At 57.2% G+C, this 21,913-nt stretch carries 18 protein-coding genes and 1 pseudogene; 9 read left to right on the plus strand and 10 right to left on the minus strand.

Features of this window, described 5'->3' with window-relative positions; all coding sequences use genetic code 11:
• Positions 1-959: acyl-CoA carboxylase subunit beta (locus DDF70_RS28935; protein ID WP_281024401.1), on the minus strand; the 959-nt coding region annotated here is incomplete at its 3' end.
• Between the two features lie 139 nt (positions 960-1,098).
• On the opposite strand from DDF70_RS28935, the gene DDF70_RS28940 reads away from it, so the two are divergent.
• Together DDF70_RS28940 and DDF70_RS28945 are read left to right on the plus strand one after the other, a co-directional pair.
• The gene (locus DDF70_RS28940; protein ID WP_114948169.1) at positions 1,099-2,526 is read left to right on the plus strand and encodes a helix-turn-helix domain-containing protein; all 1,428 of its coding nucleotides are present in this window, start codon (positions 1,099-1,101) and stop codon (positions 2,524-2,526) included.
• Between the two features lie 92 nt (positions 2,527-2,618).
• Positions 2,619-3,269, plus strand: a pseudogene (locus tag DDF70_RS28945) (IS6 family transposase); the annotation flags it as partial.
• A 433-nt stretch (positions 3,270-3,702) separates the two neighbouring features.
• On the opposite strand, the gene DDF70_RS28950 reads toward DDF70_RS28945, so the two are convergent.
• The 6 genes from DDF70_RS28950 to DDF70_RS28975 form a co-directional block, all read right to left on the minus strand.
• On the minus strand, positions 3,703-5,175 hold the full coding sequence (locus DDF70_RS28950) for an amino acid ABC transporter permease (protein ID WP_114948170.1): 1,473 nt from the start codon (positions 5,173-5,175) through the stop codon (positions 3,703-3,705).
• 4 nt (positions 5,176-5,179) lie between these two features.
• Positions 5,180-6,376 carry an amino acid ABC transporter permease gene (locus DDF70_RS28955; protein WP_114948171.1) on the minus strand — a complete coding sequence of 399 codons (1,197 nt, stop codon included), beginning with the start codon at positions 6,374-6,376 and terminating at the stop codon, positions 5,180-5,182.
• Between the two features lie 100 nt (positions 6,377-6,476).
• Positions 6,477-7,508 (minus strand): amino acid ABC transporter substrate-binding protein, encoded by a 1,032-nt coding sequence (locus tag DDF70_RS28960; RefSeq protein WP_114948172.1) that lies wholly within the window; start codon positions 7,506-7,508, stop codon positions 6,477-6,479.
• 180 nt (positions 7,509-7,688) lie between these two features.
• A complete protein-coding gene (locus DDF70_RS28965; RefSeq protein WP_114948173.1) occupies positions 7,689-8,903 on the minus strand; it encodes a trans-sulfuration enzyme family protein in 1,215 nt (404 codons plus the stop codon).
• A 36-nt stretch (positions 8,904-8,939) separates the two neighbouring features.
• Positions 8,940-9,893 (minus strand): PDR/VanB family oxidoreductase, encoded by a 954-nt coding sequence (locus DDF70_RS28970; RefSeq protein WP_114948174.1) that lies wholly within the window; start codon positions 9,891-9,893, stop codon positions 8,940-8,942.
• A gap of 4 nt (positions 9,894-9,897) precedes the next feature.
• Positions 9,898-10,419 (minus strand): MOSC domain-containing protein, encoded by a 522-nt coding sequence (locus DDF70_RS28975; RefSeq protein WP_245435683.1) that lies wholly within the window; start codon positions 10,417-10,419, stop codon positions 9,898-9,900.
• A 132-nt stretch (positions 10,420-10,551) separates the two neighbouring features.
• Here DDF70_RS28975 and DDF70_RS28980 point away from each other — a divergent pair, with 132 nt between their 5' ends.
• The 5 genes from DDF70_RS28980 (at position 10,552) to DDF70_RS37045 (ending at position 14,203) form a co-directional block, all read left to right on the plus strand.
• A complete protein-coding gene (locus tag DDF70_RS28980; RefSeq protein ID WP_114948175.1) occupies positions 10,552-11,175 on the plus strand; it encodes a helix-turn-helix domain-containing protein in 624 nt (207 codons plus the stop codon).
• Between the two features lie 221 nt (positions 11,176-11,396).
• Positions 11,397-12,113: an amino acid ABC transporter ATP-binding protein gene (locus DDF70_RS28985; RefSeq protein WP_114948184.1), complete on the plus strand. Its 717-nt coding sequence runs from the start codon at positions 11,397-11,399 to the stop codon at positions 12,111-12,113.
• Positions 12,114-12,213: 100 nt separating this feature from the next.
• Positions 12,214-12,837 (plus strand): 2-hydroxychromene-2-carboxylate isomerase, encoded by a 624-nt coding sequence (locus DDF70_RS28990; RefSeq protein ID WP_114948176.1) that lies wholly within the window; start codon positions 12,214-12,216, stop codon positions 12,835-12,837.
• Between the two features lie 404 nt (positions 12,838-13,241).
• Entirely contained in the window at positions 13,242-13,673 is a 432-nt protein-coding gene (locus tag DDF70_RS28995; RefSeq protein WP_114948177.1) for a glutathione S-transferase family protein, read from the plus strand.
• 281 nt (positions 13,674-13,954) lie between these two features.
• On the plus strand, positions 13,955-14,203 hold the full coding sequence (locus DDF70_RS37045) for a hypothetical protein (RefSeq protein WP_162820756.1): 249 nt from the start codon (positions 13,955-13,957) through the stop codon (positions 14,201-14,203).
• A 368-nt stretch (positions 14,204-14,571) separates the two neighbouring features.
• Here DDF70_RS37045 and lpdA read toward each other — a convergent pair whose 3' ends face one another.
• The 3 genes from lpdA to mdeB are packed head-to-tail and all read right to left on the minus strand — an operon-like array spanning position 14,572 to position 20,309.
• On the minus strand, positions 14,572-16,290 hold the full coding sequence (lpdA, locus tag DDF70_RS29000; RefSeq protein ID WP_114948178.1) for a dihydrolipoyl dehydrogenase: 1,719 nt from the start codon (positions 16,288-16,290) through the stop codon (positions 14,572-14,574).
• Positions 16,291-16,300: 10 nt separating this feature from the next.
• Positions 16,301-17,602, minus strand: coding sequence for a dihydrolipoyllysine-residue acetyltransferase (gene aceF / locus DDF70_RS29005; RefSeq protein WP_114948179.1), 1,302 nt, complete (start codon positions 17,600-17,602; stop codon positions 16,301-16,303).
• Between the two features lie 31 nt (positions 17,603-17,633).
• Positions 17,634-20,309 (minus strand): alpha-ketoglutarate dehydrogenase, encoded by a 2,676-nt coding sequence (gene mdeB, locus DDF70_RS29010; protein ID WP_114948180.1) that lies wholly within the window; start codon positions 20,307-20,309, stop codon positions 17,634-17,636.
• Between the two features lie 120 nt (positions 20,310-20,429).
• Here mdeB and DDF70_RS29015 point away from each other — a divergent pair, with 120 nt between their 5' ends.
• Together DDF70_RS29015 and DDF70_RS29020 are read left to right on the plus strand one after the other, a co-directional pair.
• The gene (locus DDF70_RS29015; protein WP_114948181.1) at positions 20,430-20,918 is read left to right on the plus strand and encodes an Lrp/AsnC family transcriptional regulator; all 489 of its coding nucleotides are present in this window, start codon (positions 20,430-20,432) and stop codon (positions 20,916-20,918) included.
• A 277-nt stretch (positions 20,919-21,195) separates the two neighbouring features.
• A complete protein-coding gene (locus DDF70_RS29020; RefSeq protein ID WP_114948182.1) occupies positions 21,196-21,894 on the plus strand; it encodes an IS6 family transposase in 699 nt (232 codons plus the stop codon).
• Positions 21,895-21,913 lie beyond the last annotated feature (19 nt).

Here is a 21,913-nt window from a genome sequence, read left to right on the forward strand (position 1 = left end):
CCGACCGTGCGGCCCTCGACGCGGCCGAAGCCCGTGATGATGTTCTTCGCGTAAGACTCCTGGATCTCGAAGAAGTCGCCCTCGTCCACGACCTTCAGGATCAGCTCCTTCATGTCGTAGGGCTTGTTCGGGTTGTCCGGGACCAGGGTGTCGAGGCTGTCGTCCACCCGGTTCGGATCGTCGAAGCTCGGGATCTCCGGCACGCCGTCCTGGTTGTTGGCGGGCAGGAAGTCGATGAGGCGGCGCACCTGCAGCAGCGCTTCCACATCGTTGTCATAGGCGCCGTCGGCCACCGACGACTTGGTGGTGTGCACCTTGGCGCCGCCGAGCTCCTCCGAGGTCACGGTCTCGTTGGTGACGGTCTTCACCACGTCCGGACCGGTGACGAACATGTAGGAGCGGTCGCGCACCATGAAGATGAAATCGGTCATGGCAGGCGAATAGACGTCGCCGCCCGCGCACGGGCCCATGATCACCGAGATCTGCGGGATGACGCCGGAGGCGATCACGTTGCGCTTGAACACCTCGCCGTAGCCGCCGAGCGCCGCCACGCCCTCCTGGATGCGGGCGCCGCCCGCATCGAACAGGCCGACGATGGGGGCGCGCATCTTGAGCGCCATGTCCTGGATCTTGATGATCTTCTGGGCGTGCGCCTCGGAGAGCGAGCCGCCGAACACCGTGAAGTCCTTGGCGAAGACGAAGACCGTACGGCCGTTGACCGTGCCCCAGCCGGTGACGACGCCATCGCCGGGGATCTTGACCTTCTCCATGCCGAAATCGGTGGAGCGGTGCTCGACGAACATGTCGAACTCCTCGAACGAGCCCCTGTCGAGCAGGAGCTCGATGCGCTCGCGGGCGGTCAGCTTGCCCCGGCCGTGCTGCGCCGCGATGCGCTTTTCGCCACCGCCCAGGCGCGCCTGTGCACGCCGCTCCTCAAGCCGTTCAATAACTTCCAGCATGCACTACTGCTCTAATTTGGCCTATCGCGGAGCGATGAGCGAAAACTTACGATTGTTAAGATCTCGTTTGATCTGATCGATCTTGCCGAAACAAGTTTTTTCGTGCGAAGTAGTGAAGTTGCAAACTTGGCGTTTTAACATGAAGCGAAAAATTTTTGCCGGTCGTGCCATTCGCGAACTACGCGAAGTGAAAGGTCTCACCCAGTCAGACCTCGCTAAGAGGATTGGTGTGTCCCCGAGCTACATGAGCCAGATTGAGGCTAATCAACGTAGTCTCTCCGGGACGGTGATAGTCGAGCTCGCACGCGTTCTTCGTGTCGATGTTGCAGCTTTCTCGAACGATGATGGTGTTCGGTTGGCAGCAACTCTGAGGGAGGTGCTAGGCGACCCTGCGCTCGGCAGCCTCGATATAACTCTGCAGGAACTCAAGAATGCCTCTCTTCATGCCCCAAAGCTGGCGCGAGCGCTAATCGATCTTCACAGGCTCTATCGTAGGGCGGAGGAGAAATATCGCTCATTGGACGACGCGCTTCGAGCGAGTGAGGGAAATGCTGGTAGCCACCAATCAGCTTTCGAGGAGGTTCGAGATTTCTTCCATTTCATCGGGAACTATGTCGACTCCCTCGACCGTTCTGCGGAAGCGTTGGCTGCACGAATTGCCAATAGCTCAGGGGATGCGCTTAGTCGCCTGGCGCATTACCTGGAAGCAAACTACGGCATATTGGTATCCCGGCATTTCCCCGCGGACGGTCGCCCTTTTGTCAGCACGTTAGATCGGTCTCGCGGCACACTCTTGCTGAACGACACTCTCCCGTCGCCGACGCTGGCTTTTGCTGTCGCGCGTCACTTGGCGACACTCTCATTTTCCGACGAGATCAATGTCATCGTTGACGCTGCCTCCTTCGGCGGAAGCGATGCGGGTGCTGTCTGTGTGGCTACCTTGGCGAACTACTTTGCGGGCGCCCTGCTCATGCCTTACCGGCAGTTTGCGGAAGAAGCCCGCAGAATGCGGCATGACGTCGAGCGACTCGCGGCGCAGTTCGGGGTCAGCATTGAGCAGGTCTGCCATCGCCTCTCGACCCTTCAGCGCCCCGGCAATGAGGGAGTCCCGATGTACTTTCTGCGTGTCGATCGCGCAGGCAACATCACAAAGCGCCATAGCGCTACGCGACTTCAATTCGCGCGCTATGGGGGCGCGTGTCCCATTTGGAATATCCATGAGGCTTTTGAAACGCCCGAACGCTTTCTCGTCCAGGTTGCCGAGATGCCTGATGGTGATCAGTATCTGTCGATCGCCCATGCTGTCACAAAGGGTGGAGGACGCTTCGATTCGGCGCGTCTCCGATACGCAATCGGATTCGGTTGCGAGCTGGCGTATGCAGATGAGTTCGTCTACTCAGACATCATTGACACTCGAAAGCCCTCTCCCGTTGTAAAAATTGGCGTCAGTTGTCGTCTATGCGACCGGGCCGACTGCCATCAGCGGGCGATGCCTCCCTTTGATCGGAGAGTCACTATAGACCCCGACTTGCGAAATATTGTGCCTTACCAACTGGGACAAAGGTGAGCGTCGGCATTGGCCGCAACGCGAGAATTCTGGCTCCGTTGCATTAACCTTGGCGGGGTTGGAAAAGGGCGACTACCTGAGGAGCCGTCTTGCTGTCTCTGTTCAAGCGCCATCGCTTCCCGGTTGAGATCATCATGCTGTGCGTGCGCTGGTACTGCAAGTATGGGATCAGCTATCGCGATCTCGCCGAGATGATGTCCGAGCGCGGTGTCGCCGTTGATCCATCTACGATCTTCCGTTGGGTTCAGCGCTATGCGACGGAGATCGAGAAGCGAATTCGGCTCTACCAAGGGCCCCGCTCAGGCTCCTGGAGAGTGGACGAGACCTATGTGCGGGTTGGCGGACGCTGGAAGTACCTGTTTCGCGCGGTCGATAAGCACGGTCGATTGATCGCCTTCGTGCTGTCCGATCGTCGGAACACCAACGCCGCTTATCGGTTCCTGCGTAAGGCCATCAAGGCCATGAGCACCTATCCACTATCCTCGATCACGAGGGATAAACTGGCCTCGTATCCAAGGACACTCCTGCGCCAGCAGAACGAAGGGCTGCTGCCGAACGATGTGGCACACCGCACCTCGAAATATCTGAATAAAATCCTTGAGGCTGATCATGGCGCGCTCAAGCGCGGCTTCCAGACGATGAAAACCGCCGCTGCGACCCTGACGGGTTTTGACATCATGCGCATGATCCGCGGTCATTACAACAAGCGGGGATGTGGAGCGACAGGCGAAATCCGTCTGATCATCAGCTCTTCGGACTTGCTGCCTGAGCGGCCTGTTCAACGGGGTTCGTTATGCCGTTTTCAAATTACTGCAACGGTGCCAGTTCAACAGCCGAGATTTGCGGGTTGTCATAGACACGGAGGTTTCGCACCAAGATGCACTCAAGCAATGTCCATCATTGGGCCGATCGGCTGGATGACCTCTCAAGCGGATTGCTCCCCGGTTCGGCCGCATTGCGCTGCGGACACGCTCGGGCCGAAGGACCACCGGCGGCAGGCTTCCACGTGAACCGAGCCGAATCAGCAGTGTGGCTTAGAGAGGCCACAGGGGCCACAGGGCCGGGTAACGACCTCACACGCACAATCCTTCAAGGGAAAACGTAGGCAGAACTCGCCTAGATCTGCATACCTGTCAAACAGTTAGCTCCACAGGGAAAGCTCAATTTGTTTCGAGCTCAACGACCGTGGTCAACCCTCAGTCGCTGTTCGAGATGCGCCGAGTAACTTGAGATTAAGTAACAGAACGAGAAATAGATAATCCCTGCGAACGCAAAGCCTGTATACAGGGCGGAAGGTCCTGCCCAATTAGGATCCGCGAAAGCTGCGCGCAGCCCGCCAAGCAGATCGAAGATCGCTACAATTGAGACGAGTGTTGTATCCTTCACCAACCCAATGAATGAGTTGACGATGCCAGGGATGACTAACCGTAATGCTTGCGGCAGCACGATCAGCCCTATCGATTTGCTGTAGTTTAACCCTAGTGCTGCTGCGGCCTCGTGCTGGCCACTCGGTATAGCTTGGAGGCCACCTCGGATGGTCTCAGCCATATAAGCTCCTGAGAACAGCGAGATGCCTACGAGAACGCGCACCATCGCGTCTGGCGAATTTTCCAGGAACAGCGGCAGCATATAGGTTGCAAAGAATAGAACCGTGATAAGCGGTACACCTCGGACCACCTCGATGAATATGACTGCAGTTGTCCGAATAATTGAAGCCTCAGACCGTCGGGCCAGTGCCAGAACGATGCCGATCGGTAAAGACGCGACAATGCCAGTTGTTGCCACGACCAGCGTAACAAACAGCCCCCCCCATTCCGATGTGGGCACAACCGGTAAGGCAGGCTTGTCAATAGCCCCACTACTGACAGCAGCAGCCAGAATCCAACCGGCGCCGGCGGCGCCCAAGCCGAACAACGCCCACTTATGACGAGCAGCAGCTCCTCTCTGAACCAAAGCTTCCAGCGCTGCCGCCAGACATCCCAAGGTGAGAGTAGTCTCAACAACGGGAACGGTTGACGCATTGGTGAAGTGGGGGACGAGAATGCCCGTGATGATTGCGATCACTAAGATTGAGTAACCGACAGCCTGTTTAGCTCGTGCTTGCTCATTGAGGACCATGAGATGGATTGCAAGCATCACCGCCGAGGCCGCCAGAAGCATGACAGACGCAACCTTCAGCCAAGGCGTTATGATCGGGCCGCCATAAAGAAAACTGAACGCAAAGACTGGGAGCACACCAAAAAATGCAACCGCGTTGTGCAGCTTATAGGGAACCCGTGGCACCAGTAGCGGGATCAGCAACACGACTGCGAATACAAATACGAGATTAACACGCCAACGCTCATCGGCGGGATAAAACCCGTAGGTCAGCTGACCGAGTTTGGCCCAAATAAAAGGCCAGCATGCGCCCACCTCATACGACAGGCCTGTGCATGCAGATTTGTCAGTTCCGATCCAGACGGCCCTGACAATTGCAAAATCGATTATGGTGCTCAGGAGCATGTAGACGACATACGTGCCGACGAGCGTAGCAATCGCCTGCTGAGGGCTTGAGAAGACCTCTCGACGCAGCCAACGACCAGGGCCGATATCCATCGGAGGTGCGGGCATGGAGGGGTGAGGATTGCTCTGTATGAATGACGTTGTCATAGCCTCACCTCGCCACCAACGCGATGCGTGCGTTGTACCAATTCATAAACAAGGACGTGATTATGGATATTGTCAGATAAGTGACCATCCACATTCCGATGACCTCAATACCTTGACCTGTATTATTGAGGATAGTTCCTCCTACCGAAACAAGATCTGGATATCCGATGCTAACACCCAACGATGAGTTCTTTACAATATTGAGATACATGCTGGTGAGCATAGGTACAATTATTCGCATGGCTTGGGGGATGGTGATTAGCCTCAGGATAGTGCCAGGCTTGAGTCCAAGAGACCGACCGGCCTCCGTTTGACCCTTCCCAACACCTTGAATGCCCGCTCGAACAATTTCACCAATGTTGGCAGCACTGTAGACAGTAAGAGCGATCACAAAAGCCGCAAATTCGGGCATCATCGTAACACCCCCGGCTAGGTTGAAGCGACCTTGCTTGGCAGGTTCAAGCTGCACCGGCTCGCCTGCAAAAACATAGCACGCGCCGAGTATGAGGAGCGCGCCGATCGAAAGGGCGATCGAAGCTTTCTTGGAAAGGCCCGTTCCCGTCTGGTCGCGGCGGGCTTTTGACCACCGCACTGCGAAGGCGCCTGCAGCTATCAAAGCGAGAGCCGCAATACCCACAACAGCAGCGCCAGGCTGTATCACTGGCTGCGGCAAGGTAACTCCCCGCTGGCTAACGAAGACCGTCCCTAGGATCGACAGAGCCGAACGTGGCGACGGCATCGCGGAAAGGACGGCTAAATACCAGAACAGAATCTGGAAAAGCAGCGGCAGATTGCGGACTACTTCGACATACCACCTGGCAAGTTGCGAGATTACAAAGTTCGGCGCCAGTCGGCCTATGCCAACGGCGAAACCAAGGATCGTTGCCAGAATTATCGAGACCGCCGAGACGAACAGGGTGTTCAATAAGCCAACAACGTATGCCCGCCCATAGGTCATGGTCTCCGCCCAGGGAATGAGGGTTTGTGAGATCCCAAAGCCTGCCACCTGATCGAGAAAGCCGAAGCCACTAGCGATGCGCTGATTGGCAAGGTTGGTCGCCGCGTTCTGTACTGCACTATACGCTGCGAACGCCAGCAGCGCAGCCAGAAGGGCTTGCAAGAGAAAGCGACGGACTTTTGGATCGTTGATAAGTGCAGTCCGGGGCGCGTTTCGCCCCTCGCGTGGTGCAACACGATGCATGTTCGGATCTTCCGGATTGCCAGGGAACTAGTCGGCCGAACACATAAGTCCGACCGACCAGGGGTCATCCGCCGGGAAGGCGGGAAGAGGCCATCAGCAATTACCTGATCGGAGGCGCGTATTGCAGTCCGCCCTTTTTCCAAAGCGCATTTGCCACACGCTCGATCTTTAATGGCGAATCTTTGCCAACGTTTTGATCATAGACTTCGCCATAGTTCCCGACATGGCGCAGGATCTTATCAGCCCAATCCTTCGTGAGACCAAGACCCTCACCCAAGTTCCCTTCCGCTCCTAGAAGGCGCCGAATCTCCGGATTAGTCGATGAGCGCATTTCAACGACATTCGCTTTGGTCACGCCGAGTTCTTCCGCATTGACCATTGCGAAGTGCGTCCACTTCACAATGTTTAGCCATTGATCGTCGCCCTGACGAACCGCCGGCCCGAGGGGCTCCTTCGAAATCAGCTCGGGTAGCACAATGTGGTCGTCTGGCTTTTGTAGTTGGGCGCGCCGAGAATAGTTTGCAGACGAATCCGCGATCAGAGCGTCACAGCGACCTGTCTCATAGGCCTTTGCTGTTTCATCTATAGTGACGAAAACAACTGGCTCGAACGCCATGCCATTGGCGCGGAAATAATCTGCGACGTTCAGTTCCATCGTCGTTCCGGATGTTACGCAGATGGAAGCTCCAGACAAATCCTTTGCACTCTTAACGTTCAGAGATTTCTTCGTCATGAAGCTGTTTCCGTCGTAGAAGTTCACAACGGCGAAATTCATGCCTAGCGATGCTTCGCGCTGCATAGTCCAGCTCGTGTTCCTCGACAGAAGATCGACAGCACCGGACTGTAAGGCGGTGAAGCGGTCCTTGGCCGACAAGGGCGAGAACTGAACCTTGTTTGGATCATCGAAAATTGCTGCCGCCAACGCTCGGCAGAGGTCGACGTCGATTCCCGACCATTTCCCCGCACTGTCCGGGATGGAGAACCCTGCAATGCCCTGAGACACTCCACAGACAATGGCCCCACGAGACTTGATCCGGTCCATGGTAGGCCCGGCGATCGCGCTTGAGACCGAAACTGCGGAAAGCATGATCGCAGCGGCGGCGACTTCGAGTTTGCGGATTGTCCTGTTCATTTTTCCTCCTTTGGGCCACATGTTGCCCGTCTGCAGTTTGCCTTTAGGCGTCCGACTCTGAAAGGAGATCATGGCTTGGTTTTTTCTTTTACATTTTTTTGTATTCGAAGATTAGTTTGCGGACATCAACTGTTGCTCTCTGGATCGTGCTCGCTGCTTCTGGTCGGCGCAGGCGTCTAATCAAGCAGCATCAAGAGCCTGGGCGAGGTCGCCCCAAATGTCCGCTTCGTCCTCGAGGCCGATTGAGAGCCGGATAAGATCCTCTCCGACGCCCTCGATAGGCTTCGCTTCCGGCCGAACCGTTTGGCGAGCTCGTAGAATGCTCGCAGGGTGATTGATTAGCGTCTCCACATCACCGAGGCTCACACCGCGATTAGCAAGCTTCAACCGATCCAGCACCCGGCGAGCTCCTTCGAATCCTTTCTTGAGCCCGAATGCTAACATTCCAGATCCGCCGGACATCTGCTTCTTAGCAATCTGGTACCCGACGGTGCCTTCCAGGAATGGATAGTTCACCCAAGCCACTGCCCGGTGTTCGGCGAGCTTGCGGGCAATGGTCAGAGCGGACTGGCTGTGACGCTCCATCCGTAGCGGCAATGTCTTCAGTCCGCGAAGGATGAGCGCTGCAGCCATCGGCGAGAGCGTAGCTCCCGTCAGATAGCGAAGGCCATGGCTGTGCAGATGCGAAATCGTCTCCTGATCACTCAGCAACACACCGCCCAGGACATCCCCGTGTCCATTAATATACTTGGTAAGAGAGTGCAGCACGATGTGAGCTCCGTGCTCTAGCGGACGCTGCAAGGCGGGGGATGCAAAGGTGCTATCCACCACGACTTTTGCACCCACCTTAGATGCCCCTGCCGCAATCGCAGCAATGTCCAAAATTTCCGATAGCGGATTCACCGGTGTTTCGAAATAGACCAGCTTTGTCTTTTCGGTAAGCGCAGCGTCGAGACTAGCGGGATTGGTCAGGTCGACTGGAACCACCTTGATGCCAAAGCGCGGTATGCCGTCACGAGTTAAGGCAGCCGTATTGGAGTACAAGGTACGATGAACAATGATCTCATCATCCTGCGACAGAAGCCCAAGCATGAGGGTTCCCGCTGCCGCCATACCCGTCGATAGTGCCAGAGCGGCTTCCGCGCCTTCCAAGTTAGCCAGTCGAGCCTCGAGGATTTCGGTGGTCGGATTGTGCTCGCGAGCGTAGAGTTTGCCGCCGAGGGACGCAGCAGCATCCATGGCTTCCATGCTCTCAAACCCATAGGTAGACGTGAAGAAGACCGGGGGTGCCACAGCGCCCTCGAAGCGCGACGGGTCGTAACCATGGTGAATAGCTCGGGTCGCGAACCCGCCTACATGCCCATTTAACCCATCACTCTGCTTCGAACCTGACATGACATTTCTCCAGTATGATGAGCAGTTTGCAGCGGCTCAGAGGTCCAGCACGATCTGGCCCTTCGCCCTTGAGACACAAGGTATGAATCGCTTGGTACGAGCTTCGGGACTGAGCACAGCATCCCGGTGAATCGGCTCCCCGCTGAGGATGCCACATTCACAGCTCCCGCAGACGCCGTTTTCGCACGATGAAAAGAGCAAGACGCCAGCAGTGCGAAGGATACTCAGTGCCGATGCATCCGCTGGCACTTCAAACTCTCGGCCACTAGATCGCAACCGAACCGAGAATGCCTCAGGGACAAAGTCTCTATCGGTCTCGGGCTGAAAAGCTTCGAAATGGACATTCTGAGTAGGCCAATGAGCGGATTCGGCCCTGATCCACGCCATAAAGCCGGGCGGACCACAGTAATACAGGTGCGTTCCTTCCTCGACGACTTTAAGAAGCTCCGTCATGTCAACGGAAGTGCTGGGCTCGTCGTCGAAATGGAAAACAACACTGCCGGCGGGGAGTTCAGCCTCAAGTTCTCTTGCCATAGGTGCAAGAGATCGACTGCGCGAAAAATAATGCAGCGTGAAAGCTTTGCCCTGGGCCTTTAGAGCGTGGGCCATGGCGATCATCGGAGTGACCCCGATACCACCGGCAATCAACAGGTGCTTTGCTCCGTCTGGACTAAGCTTGAAATGATTCCGCGGGGCGGAGACCGGGACCTCGTCACCAACACGCAAATTGTCATGCAGCCAGGCTGAGCCCCCCCGGCCCTTCGCCTCTAGCTTCACGCCGACGATGTACCGAGACAAATCAGCCGGGTCTCCCATTAGAGAGTATTGGCGGATTTTCCCAGTAGGTAGGTGGACGTCTACGTGAGCCCCGGCTTCGAAAGGCGGCAATTCAGGTCGCTTGGGATGACGAAACTCGATGACGCTAACATCTCCAAGCTCCGATCGGAGCGAGGCGACCTTCATCTTCATAATTAGACGGGGCGAGGCCATACGATCAATCCTCAAGCGGAAGGATTCGATCGCCTGGACGAATGATGCCCCCACTCTCGATCGAGCAGTTCAATCCGGAACGATTCAAAAGGCCCTCAAACAAGCGCGGCATTCCCAGCAACTCCTCTATATATTTGCAGGGGAAGTTGAGCCTTGCACCGCGCAATATAGTTTCGCCGACCCGGAAACGCTTTCCGATGAGATGATTCACCGGAACACCACGTGTCGTAAGGTTTCGGCGGTGATCTGCCGGCGACAGGTTCAACTTGATTCCGGGTATTTTGGGCTCCCCGAGAGCCAGCTGTTCAAGGACCTCAGCTTCGATCAGCGTGATGTCGCGGACATCCGGCTTGGGAGAATAGGTTCCCGTTCCCAGGAAGTAGCGGTCGCCCTCGATGCCCTTTCCCGCCACAAGGCGCGCTTCTGTCAGTTCCTCCATTTCGTAGGAGGCTGACGGAGCGATGTGGATATGCAGAAGCTCCCCGGACCAAACTTGCACCATGATTCCCTGCACCTGAATGCCCATTGGACAACTTGTTGCCCAAATGGGTAGCAGACTTTTGGAATTGCTGCAATAACGAGTCGAACAGCCGAGCTCTTTCGCTCCACCGGCATCAGGGGCCTAGCCACCGACGAAGTGGCGACTTAGTGATAGAAATTGGCAGAAGACTTGGATTTGGAGCAAAAATTGCCAAGAGCAAAATCGATCAAGGACCTTGCCCTTACTCCAGTGGACGACGCCGCGCGGGCGTTTGGCCTGCAAATGTCTGCGATAAGGCGTTCCCGCAAAATGACGTTGGATCAGCTGTCAAGCATCACAGGATTGAATAAAGGATACCTGTCCCGCGTCGAACGCGCCGAGAAGATGCCCTCCATCGCAACCGCCTTGAAGCTGTCCCAGGCATTTTCTGTTCCTGTTTCTGCCCTCTTCGGGGAAGCAGTCGATGATTCGCTGATTCATATTGTCAGAGCCGCAGAACGGCCCGCAGTCCGGCAAAACTCGGACGAGGCGCATTTCGAGCCTCTAAGCCAAGCTGCCGGTGGACTCGAGGCCTTCCTGTTGTTTCCTGGACAAGTCTATGGCCCAGATGGCCGCGTGGATCACGGCGGAACTGAGATAATATTTGTCGTTTCAGGGCAAATCGAAGTGCAATTCGCGGATCGCACAGTGATCCTGAACTCTGGTGATTTCCTGCAATTCCCCGGGCACATCGCGCACCAAGTTAGGGCACCGAACGGCGACGGCAGCGCACTTATCGCGGTGTCGCGAGAGAAAAGCTGAGGGCGAACATACCCTCCTCGGCTCATCGCTCGAAGATGCCAGTCTTCAAGTTCAGGTTGACTTCTATTGACTACGATGCTGTTCTAGGCAACCCGTTGCCTAAATAACGACGACCGCCAAGTCGACAACATCGTAGGGATGGATCCGTGATAGCATTGCAGAGCAACCGGCCTATCAGAGCGACCAAGCCGACCTCGCTGAAGACGGCAACGGCGGTGGAGATGGTTGGCGTCCACAAGTGGTATGGCGCATTCCACGTGTTGCGGGACATTAACCTGAATGTGCGCCGGGGTGAGCGCATCGTAATCTGCGGGCCCTCCGGCTCCGGCAAGTCCACGATGATCCGCTGCATCAACCGGCTGGAGGAGCACCAGAAGGGCCGCATCATCGTCGACGGCACGGAGCTCACCAACGACCTAAAGAAGATCGACGAGATCCGCCAGGATGTCGGCATGGTGTTCCAGCACTTCAACCTCTTCCCGCATCTCACGATTCTCGAAAACTGCACGCTGGCTCCAATCTGGGTGAAGAAGATGCCCAAGAAGGAGGCGGAAGAGGTCGCCATGCATTACCTGAAGCGGGTCAAGATCCCAGAGCAGGCAAACAAGTATCCCGGCCAGCTCTCCGGCGGCCAGCAGCAGCGCGTGGCGATCGCCCGCTCTCTGTGCATGAGCCCGAAGATCATGCTGTTCGACGAGCCGACCTCGGCGCTCGATCCCGAGATGGTCAAGGAGGTGCTCGACACCATGGTGGGACTGGCAGACGAGGGCATGACCATGCTCTGCGTCACCCACGAGATGGGCTTCGCCCGCCAGGTGGCCAATCGGGTGATCTTCATGGACTACGGACAGATCGTGGAAATGAACACCCCGGACGAGTTCTTCAGGAATCCGCAGCACGAGCGCACCAGGCTCTTCCTGTCCCAGATCTTGCATTGAGCGACGCCGTTCACGTTCAGCTACTTAGCCTGATCATTTTGGACGGCGCCCTGAGCGCTATCCGATCGAAGATATTCGCCGGTACTTCATGGAGAAAACCATGGCTACAAAACAGATCGATTATTACTTTTGGGTTTTGTCTGACTGGGCCTATTTCGGCGGTCCGCGGCTCGCGGCGATGGCAAGGCGGCATGATGTGGCCATCAATTACTTTCCGGTCAAGATGCCTTATGTATATGCGAAGACAGGCGGAATTCTGCTCGGCGATCGTTCAAAACAACGCCAGGATTATCGGCTGGCTGAGCTCCGCCGCTGGCAACGCAAGCTCGGCATGCCGATCAACGTCCCCCCAAAGCATGGGACGACGAATGAGGACCTCGCTTCATGTCTTATCATCGCTGCGAAGCAGGACGGGCAGGATGTCGAACAGGTCAGCCACGATATTTTAAAAGCGGTGTGGGTCGAGGAGGTCGATGTCTCCCAAGCGGAGGCCTTGCTTGAGATCGGCAAACGCAGCCTGAAGAATGTCGATGATTTGCTTAAACGGGCAGCGTCGCAGGAGATCCAAAAAGAGTTCTGGCGCTATTCAGACGAGGCGATTGAACGAGGAGTTTTTGGCTCGCCCTTCTACCTCTTTGAGGGTGACATCTTTTGGGGACAGGATCGCCTCGAATTTCTTGAAGAGGCAGTCATTGCCTCGCGCATGAAATCCTTATCCTTCTGATCCCCTGAAACGAGTCTTCGGGCTTTTTCCCAGGCAACAGTGAATCGCGTAAGAAGTGCATGGCACAACGCCTTCTCGAGCTGGAGCCGCGCTTCTGGAAATGCAGAGCCGCTTCGAAGCTCAAGCTTTCAGCGTCGTGAGGCGCGGCCTTCCGGGCGTCTCGCGACAAGGTGGCACATGAGTGTAGATGCGTCTCTACGATACCCAACGGTCGGGCAACGTCTGGAAGGTGCGCCTTCTAGCAAGCTTTGTTGGGATACCGCTCGAACGAAGAACCTTTTCTATCGTCCAGGGGATTAGCGATCGCCAGGTTTCGCGTCGGTCAGCCGCTTCCGGCAGGTGCCAGTTCCCCAGTGTGCAGACGGCCGAACCATCACCGAACCCGGAGCGATCCTGCATTACCCGTGGTCGGCACGACATGGTGGTCTGAGGACCGCTTCGAGCAGGCGGACGTGCTATCATGGATTTCGTTTCAACAATCGTCCCTCATGCTCCCGCTGGCACAGTTGCGACTTCATCGTGCTCGTCATCCGCACAGGTTCGTCGATCCGCAGATGGTAAAGGGCTGGGAGCAGCAAGCCGGCCAAGCGCTTGGCTGTCTCAATGACCGTCTGAGCGAATTGAGCGACAGCGATTGGCTCGCTACTGCAGGACATCCCAGCGTCGCCGACGTAGTCGTCTATCCTTACACCCGTCTGGCCAGAATCGGAGGGATTGACCTTGAGGTGATGCCAGCTGTTGGGAAGTGGCTTCAGCGCTTCGAGAGTCTTCCAAACTACAGCCCATTAATCCCGGGACATCCAGAGCTAAACGAATCTACGGTTGAGATGCTCTGAGATCGGCAGTTGGCGCATTCTTGCTTCCGCAAGGCGCCGCCTGGACTTTGACTTGATCCCGGGCAGTACGATGCGGCGACTTCCTTCTGCGGAAGTCGCCCTTTAGGTCGATTGGCTTGAACTCGTGCTGTGGCACCTGGCAAAGGTCGAGATGATGCGCGATACAGAAGAGGCGGCACGAGCAGAGGACTCGTCCAAGCTTGGCTCCCCTCCTGCAGAGAGGGGTATCGGCCCTGAGATTGCCACGGTCCTCACCAAGGAGTGTTCTACCGATGTTATGCGTGTCGGCGCCTTGTGCCGCCTATGCCAGTCTGATCCACAGTCCGCTTGCGGGCGACTGCCGGTCGCGCGAGCCGGGCATCACCAAGGACGCCAGCGCCCGCGCTCGCGAGGCGCTGATCGAACTTGCCCGGCTTAAGCTGTGCATTCAGCCTGACAGTGTGCTGGCGGTCTGGTTCCTCAGCCGTGTCGGTTCGGCTCCGGCCGGGTCAGACGCAATGAGATCGTGGCATTGGCCCGCAAGCTGCTGACCCTGCTGTGGCGCTATGTCGAAACAGGCGCCCTTCCAGCCGATGTTGCCGTGAAGCCCTGAACCTCAATGCGCGCTGGAGCGGGAGCGCGAGACGTCGAACGGGAGTGCGACCGCGGTTGTCCCTTAGCTGAAACTATCACGCAGAAATGAATGGCCGCGCTCACCTTAGATCCTGCTCCGCCACATGAGATAATGGTCTGGGCTATGGCCCAACCGGATATACAGTGATGCCGACGAGCGGTTCTCAGAAACACCATTGGGCTCAATCTTGGACGTCGTAGCGACACCAGCGAACAGCACTTGACTGACATGTGGGCCCATATAAGAAGGCACAGTGCCTCTTTAGCGCGACTTTGCAGTGCCTCTTTACTTCTTTTGCGGCTTAGGTGGGGGGAGATCGGTACAGACGCCAGACGCCACCTCAGCAGCCATCCCGATCGTTTCCGTGAAGGTTGGATGGGGATGGATTGTCTTACCGATATCCTGGGCATCAGCACCCATTTCGATGGCAAGGCAGACTTCACCGATCAGGTCCCCTGCTCCGGCACCCACGACGCTACCACCAACAATCCGACCTGTCTCCCTCGAGAACAGGAGTTTCGTCATGCCGTAATCAACGCCGTTCGCGATCGCCCTGCCGGAAGCAGCCCAAGGGAAGCGCCCCACTTCGACTGTGATCCCTGAGGCCTTGGCTGCATCCTCTGTCATTCCAACCCAGGCGATCTCCGGGTCGAGATAGGCCACCGACGGGCAAACAAGAGCATCGAAGCCCGCCTTATTGCCAGCGATTACTTCCGCCACGACATGCCCCTGGTGTACCGCCTTGTGCGCTAGCATCGGCTGATCGACGATATCGCCAATTGCGAAGACACGTTCATTCGATGTGCGCATCTGTTTGTCGACGCAAATGAAGCCGCCTTCACATTCGAGGCCGGCTGCAGCCGGGTTCAGGCTTTCTGCATTGGGCCGCCGCCCAGCGGCCTGGAGGATAAGATCGTAGTTCTTCGGTTCGTGTTGGGCTCCTGCGAACGTTGCAAGCAGCCCGCCCTCGGTGGCGGTCACAGATTCCAGTCGCGTCGAAAGCATCAGCCGATCAAAGCGGTGAGTGTTACGCTTCTGCCAGATTGCCACTAGGTCGCGATCAGCCCCAGCGAGCAATCCGTCGAATTGCTCGACAACATCGATTCGGGCTCCAAGCGCACTGTAGACGGTCGCCATTTCCATTCCGATGATGCCGCCTCCGATTACCAACATCCGCTTGGGGATGAAGGGGAGCTCTAGCGCTCCCGTGGAATCCACGATACGCGGATCCTTGGGCAGGAAAGGTAGGTGGATCGGCGAGGATCCGGCGGCCACGATGCATTTCGCAAAAGCGATTTCCCGCTTCGCGCCCCGAGCCTCCTCGACCGTCAGGCTGTCAGGTCCTGCAAAGCTGGCCGTACCGGTGAGCACCTCGACTTTGCGCATCCTCGCCATTTGGCCAAGACCGTCGGTCAGCCGCTTCACGGCGTGATCTTTCGACGCTCTGAGCTTCTCCAGGTCAATGTTGGGGGCCGCGAAGGTGATTCCGTGGGAAGCCATGCGACCTGCTTCCTCGACAACGGCAGCGGTGTGCAGTAACGCCTTGGAAGGGATGCAGCCGACATTCAGACAGACGCCACCCAGAACGCTCTGCTTCTCTACGAGAAGGACGCGCAATCCCAAGTCAGCGGAACGGAACGCCGCCGAGTAGCCGCCAGGACCCGCGCCAATCACCACGAGGTCGTATCGCTCGGTGACCAGCCCGCCAGCGGGCTTTGCGCACGCGGACTCGTGCTGCGACACCTTGGGCTCGGGTCCTGCCGCTCCACCGGCCTCCTCAACAATAGCCAATAACGAGGATGTGCTGATGCGATCGCCGAGCTGCACCTCCAAGGACAGCAAACGCCCAGCCACAGGCGATGGAATTTCTATGGTCGCTTTGTCGCTTTCAATAGCGACCAGGGGCTGATCGACTGAAACCGTGTCACCCGCCTTAACCAAGAGTTCAGCGACCAACACGTCTTTATAGTCGCCCAAATCGGGCACATGAATTTTCGTTGCCATCGCAGATACCTCAAAGCAGGGCGCGACGGAAGTCGCCCAACAGTGCCGCGACATGGCCGAGGAAGCGTGCAGCGGCGACCCCGTCGACCACCCGGTGATCCCACGACAGGCTAATGGGAGTGATCAGACGCGGCTCGAACGCCGTGCCGTTCCAAACTGCCTGCGTCTGAGAGCGAGCGGCCCCGAGGATCGCAACCTCAGGAGCATTAATGATCGGCGTAAACCCAGCGCCACCGATACCTCCAAGCGAGGAGACAGAGAAGCAGCCCCCTTCCATATCGGCAGGGGCCAGCTTGCCTTGGCGGGCCTTTTCGGAAAGTGCTGCCATTTCGCTCCCGATTTCGATCAAACCCTTTCGGTCGCAGTCGCGGATCACCGGAACCATCAGCCCCTTTGGCGTGTCGACCGCGAAACCGACATGCACATAGCGTTTCATCACTAAGCTCGTCCCGTCGAGCGAGCTGTTGAAGCGCGGATACTGCCGCAGGGCAAGCGCTGACGCCTTGATAAGGAAGGCCACCATCGTGAGCTTCACCGGCGGATCCCTCCGCTCATTGTTGACCGCCGTCCGCAACGCTTCGAGCTCAGTCACATCCGCATTGTCGAAATTGGTCACATGGGGGATATGCAGCCAATTGCGGTGCAGGTTTGCACCCGAGATTTGCTGGATGCGGGACAGCGGCTCGCGCTCAATCTCTCCGAATTTCGAGAATTCGAACGTCGGCATGGGCGGCAGCGGGGCGCCCGAAATGGATTCCGCATTTCCGGAAATCGACCCAGACAGGCGGCTCTTGACGAACGCCTGGACGTCTTCCCGCAGAATGCGTCCCTTCCGGCCTGTGGCGGAGACCTTCGAAAGATCGACACCAAGCTCGCGCGCATAGCCGCGAACTGACGGCGTTGCGTGGATCGACTGCAATCCGGCCGGCACGGGAGCTGCGGAAGCGGCGGCCGCAGGTTCCACCTTAGGCGCTGTAGTGACCGGCGCTTGCCGCTCGGCTTCGGCCTTCGACGCGGGGAGCGTGGGTGCAGTGTCGGTGGCGGACGCCTGCGTTGCCGGAGCGTCAGCATCGTCTATTTCAAGGATTGCTACCGCATCGCTCGTGGAGACCTTCGAGCCGAGCCCGACGAGAAATTCCACAATCCGACCGGCCGATGGAGCAGGAACCTCAAGGGTCGCCTTGTCGGATTCCAGCGTAATAATGGGCTGATCGGCCTTCACAGCCTCTCCTGGCTTAACCAGGATCTCAACGACGGGGACATCCTTGTAATCGCCGATATCCGGTAGCTCAATTATTTTTCTGGCAGCCATGGCCGCGCCTTCCTCTATCGACTTTGCTGACTCAGCGCGACCAAGGCGCAGCTTCGTTGACGGTCAGGTCATACTTTGAAACGGCCTGACCGACTGATTCTGAGGCAATTGCACCTTCCGCGGCTAGGCTCGATAGGGCTGCCAACACAACATAATAGCGATCAACTTCGAAGAAGCTGCGCAGCGCCTTACGATTATCGCTGCGGCCGAATCCGTCCGTGCCGAGCGTGATGAACCGCGCACCAACATAAGATGCGATCAATTGGGGATAGGCTCGGACATAGTCGGTGGCTGCGATAATCGGAGCAGAGCCCTCCAAAAGTCTGGTGACGTGGCTTTTGCCGTAACCGGCTCCTCGGAAGATCTGCTGGCGCTCCAGTTCGCGCGCTTCGCGTGCAAGCTCGCTGAAGCTGGTAACGCTGAAGATGTCGGCCTCAACGTTCCAGTCGCTCTTCAGCAGTTCCGCGGCGGCAACGACCTCCGGCAGGATCGCACCTGATCCTAGCAGACGAACGGCAGCCGGAGCATCCAAGGGGCCCGAAAGCTTGTACATGCCGCGTATGATGTCGCCTTCGATACCAACAGGAATCGAAGGCTGCGCATAGGCCTCGTTCATTGCAGTGACGTAGAAGAACTCGTCGGCGCCCTCCTCCATCATCCGCCGGGAGCCATGGTCGATGATGACGGCCATCTCGTAGGCATACGCCGGATCGTATGCGCGGCAGGTCGGGATGGTCGACGCCACCAGGTGGCTGCTGCCATCCTGGTGCTGGAGACCCTCGCCGCCCAGCGTCGTCCGACCAGCTGTAGCTCCGATCAGGAATCCGCGCGCCCTCTGGTCGGCAGCGGCCCAAATCAGGTCACCAATCCGCTGAAACCCGAACATCGAATAATAGATGTAAAAAGGCAGCATGGGCTCGCCATGCACGCTGTACGAGGTCGCTGCGGCCACCCAGGAGGAGATCGCTCCCGCCTCCGTGATGCCCTCCTCAAGTAGTTGGCCGTCCTTCGACTCCTTATAATACAACATTGTCCCGGCGTCTTCGGGCTCGTAGAGCTGACCGAGCGGCGAATAGATACCGACCTGTCGGAACAGGTTGTCCATTCCGAACGTCCTGGCCTCATCGGCAACGATTGGCACAATGCGCGGGCCCAACTCCTTGTCTTTGAGGAGCATGCTGAACAGGCGCACCGCGGCGACGGTCGTCGACATCTCCTTACCACCAGCCCTGAGGGCAAACTCGGCATAGCTCTCGATCTCCGGCACCGGGTAAGGCTTCGCAGCCGTTCTGCGAACCGGAAGGTATCCGCCCAGTGCCTCACGCCTGGATTTCAAGTACGAAATCTCAGCCGACTCGTCGGCGGGCTTGAGGAATTCGAGGTTTTCGACGTCGGCGTTCGAAAGCGGCAGAGAAAATTTGTCGCGGAACGCCAGGAGCGCGTCGACATCAAGCTTCTTGGCCTGGTGTGCCGTCATCTTCGACTCGCCAGCGCGGCCCATACCGTAGCCCTTTTTGGTCTTGGCTAGGATGACGGTCGGGCGCCCCTTGCTATCTTTCGCCTTCTGGAAAGCGGCAAAGAGCTTTCGGAAATCGTGCCCGCCGCGCTTCAGTTGATCGATATCCTGATCGGACATGTGTGCGACAAGCTGCTTAACCTCGGGATCGGCATCGAAGAAATGCGCGATGTTGTAGGCGCCATCTTTGGCGCCGAGCGTTTGGTATTGCCCGTCGACCGTCTCAGCAAAGCGCTTCAACAAGCTGTGGTTGGTATCGCGGACGAAGATCGCATCCCACTCCGAGCCCCACAGGACCTTTACGACGTTCCAGCCGGCACCCTTGAAGATGGATTCTAACTCCTGGACGATCTGACCGTTACCTCGCACCGGGCCGTCGAGCCGTTGCAGGTTGCAGTTAATGATGAAGGTCACGTTGTCGAGATTCTCGCGGGCGGCGAGAGACAAGGCCGCGACCGACTCCGGCTCATCCATCTCGCCATCGCCAAACACACCCCAAACATGCCGCTCGTTAGTATCGAGCACACCCCGATCACGGAGATAGCGCATGAAGCGAGCCTGATAGATCGCGCTGATAGGGCCGATGCCCATCGAACCTGTGGGGAACTGCCAGAAGTCCGGCATCAGCCAGGGATGGGGATATGAGCATAACCCTGGCCCGGTGATTTCCTGGCGATAATAGGCGAGGTTCTCGGAGGAAAGCCGCCCTTCCAGGAAAGCCCGCGCATAGACACCGGGCGCCGAGTGCGGCTGGAAGAAGACGAGGTCACCCTTGCCCTGCTCTCCGCCGCCACGGAAGAAATGGTTAAAGCCAATCTCGAAGATCTCCGCGGCTGACGCGTAGCTGGCGACGTGCCCACCGAGATCGCCATAAGCCCGGTTCGCTCTGACCACCATGGCGAGCGCATTCCAGCGGATGATCGAGGTGATCCGCTCTTCCATGACGAGATCGCCAGGGAAAGGTGGCTGTTTGTCGAGCGAGATTGTATTGCGATAGGGCGAGTAAGGAAGAGTGTCGGAAAGGACGCCTAGCTCGCGCGCCCGGCGGTCTAGCGAAGTCAGAACAAATTTGACGCGATCTGCTCCATCGCGCCGCGTCATCGCCTCCAAAGATTCCAGCCAATCAGCTGTTTCGTTCGGGTCGATATCGCGCGAACCGTCGAAACTATCCCGCTTGATACTTTCAGACATTCTAATACTCCTAGTACGCAAGAGGCTAACAGGGCCTGGCCAGAATGTCCTGCTGAACATACCAACTTGAATCATTGTGTCAGCATGATATGCTTCGTCCTCGTGTTTTGGAGATATAAAATGCTGCGAAACTCCATTGACCGAGCCGATCGACGAATCCTGACGGAGCTGCAGTTGGCGGGTAGGATTTCAAATGTGGAGTTGGCGAGCAGAGTTGGGTTGTCACCATCTCCATGCCTTGCCCGCGTGAAGCAACTCGAAGAGAAAGGCATTGTCAGTCGTTATGTAGCCCTTCTAGATCCAGAAAACATCGGGAGCACCATTAGTGTATTTATTCAAATATCTCTAAAGAGTCAGAATGAAAAAAACTTAGAGAATTTTGAGAAGGTAGTAATAGGTCTGCCTGAGGTGATGGAGTGCTACCTAATGTCCGGCGATGCTGATTATTTACTTCGGGTTGTAGTTACTGACACTGTCGCTTTGCGGAATTTTGTTTTGGATAAGCTAACGAAAATTGAGGAGGTATCTAGCATTAGATCCAGCTTCGCATTGAAGCAGGTCAAATACAAAACGGCGCTTCCGATCGATCAGCTTTGGCCTGATCATTAGGTCGTATCTGAAGTATTTTGGAGGACACGATGATGAAGTATCCAGATCTTGAGATCGACCTCCTCAGCACGTTCGCGGCTGTTGCGGATCGCCGAGGTTTCACGGCACTGTTGTAGTAACTTGAAAGGGCATAACGAACCCCGTCAAACAGGCCGCTCAGGCAGCAAGACCGAAGAGGCGTATTTCGCCTGTCGCTCGACGTCCCCGCTTGTTGTAAGGCACTGTTGCGGTAACCTCGGCAGTATAATCCAGAGCGGCCAATCGAGGAGCCGCCCTGTTGTCTTTGTTCAAGCGCCGCCGTTTCCCAGTCGAGATCATCCTGCTGTGCGTGCGGTGGTACTGCAAGTACGGCATCAGCTATCGCGATCTGGCTGAGATGATGTCCGAGCGCGGTGTCAGCGTTAATCCAAGCACGATCTTTCGTTGGGTCCAACGCTATGCCCCGGAGATTGAGAAGCGGATGCGACCAAACCACGGGCCTCGCTCAGGTTCGTGGCGAGTGGACGAGACCTATGTCCGAGTGGGTGGGCACTGGCGGTACTTGTTCCGAGCGGTCGACAAGCACGGTCGTCTGATTGCCTCCATGCTGTCCGGCCGGCGTGATACTGGAGCCGCTTATCGCTTCCTGCGCAAAGCCCTTAAGGCGATGAGCGATTATCCGCCGTCCTCGATCACGACCGACAAACTGGCATCCTATCCGAAGGCCATCCGACGCCTGCAGGACGAAGGGCTGCTGCCGCAGGATGTCGAACATCGCACCTCGAAATACCTCAACAACATCCTCGAGGCGGATCATGGCGCGCTCAAGCGGATGATCCGGCCGACGCGTGGCTTCCAGACGATGAAGACAGCCTCCGCCACCATCGGAGGTTTCGAAGTCATGCGCATGATCCGCCGCGGTCACTGCGTCCAGCGAAAACGTCAGGCGACAGGCGAAGTCCGTCTCATTAATCAGCTCTTCGGTCTAGCAGCCTGAATGACCCGCCCGACGGCGT

Source organism: Microvirga calopogonii (assembly GCF_003347665.1).
Taxonomy (GTDB): Bacteria; Pseudomonadota; Alphaproteobacteria; order Rhizobiales; family Beijerinckiaceae; genus Microvirga; species Microvirga calopogonii.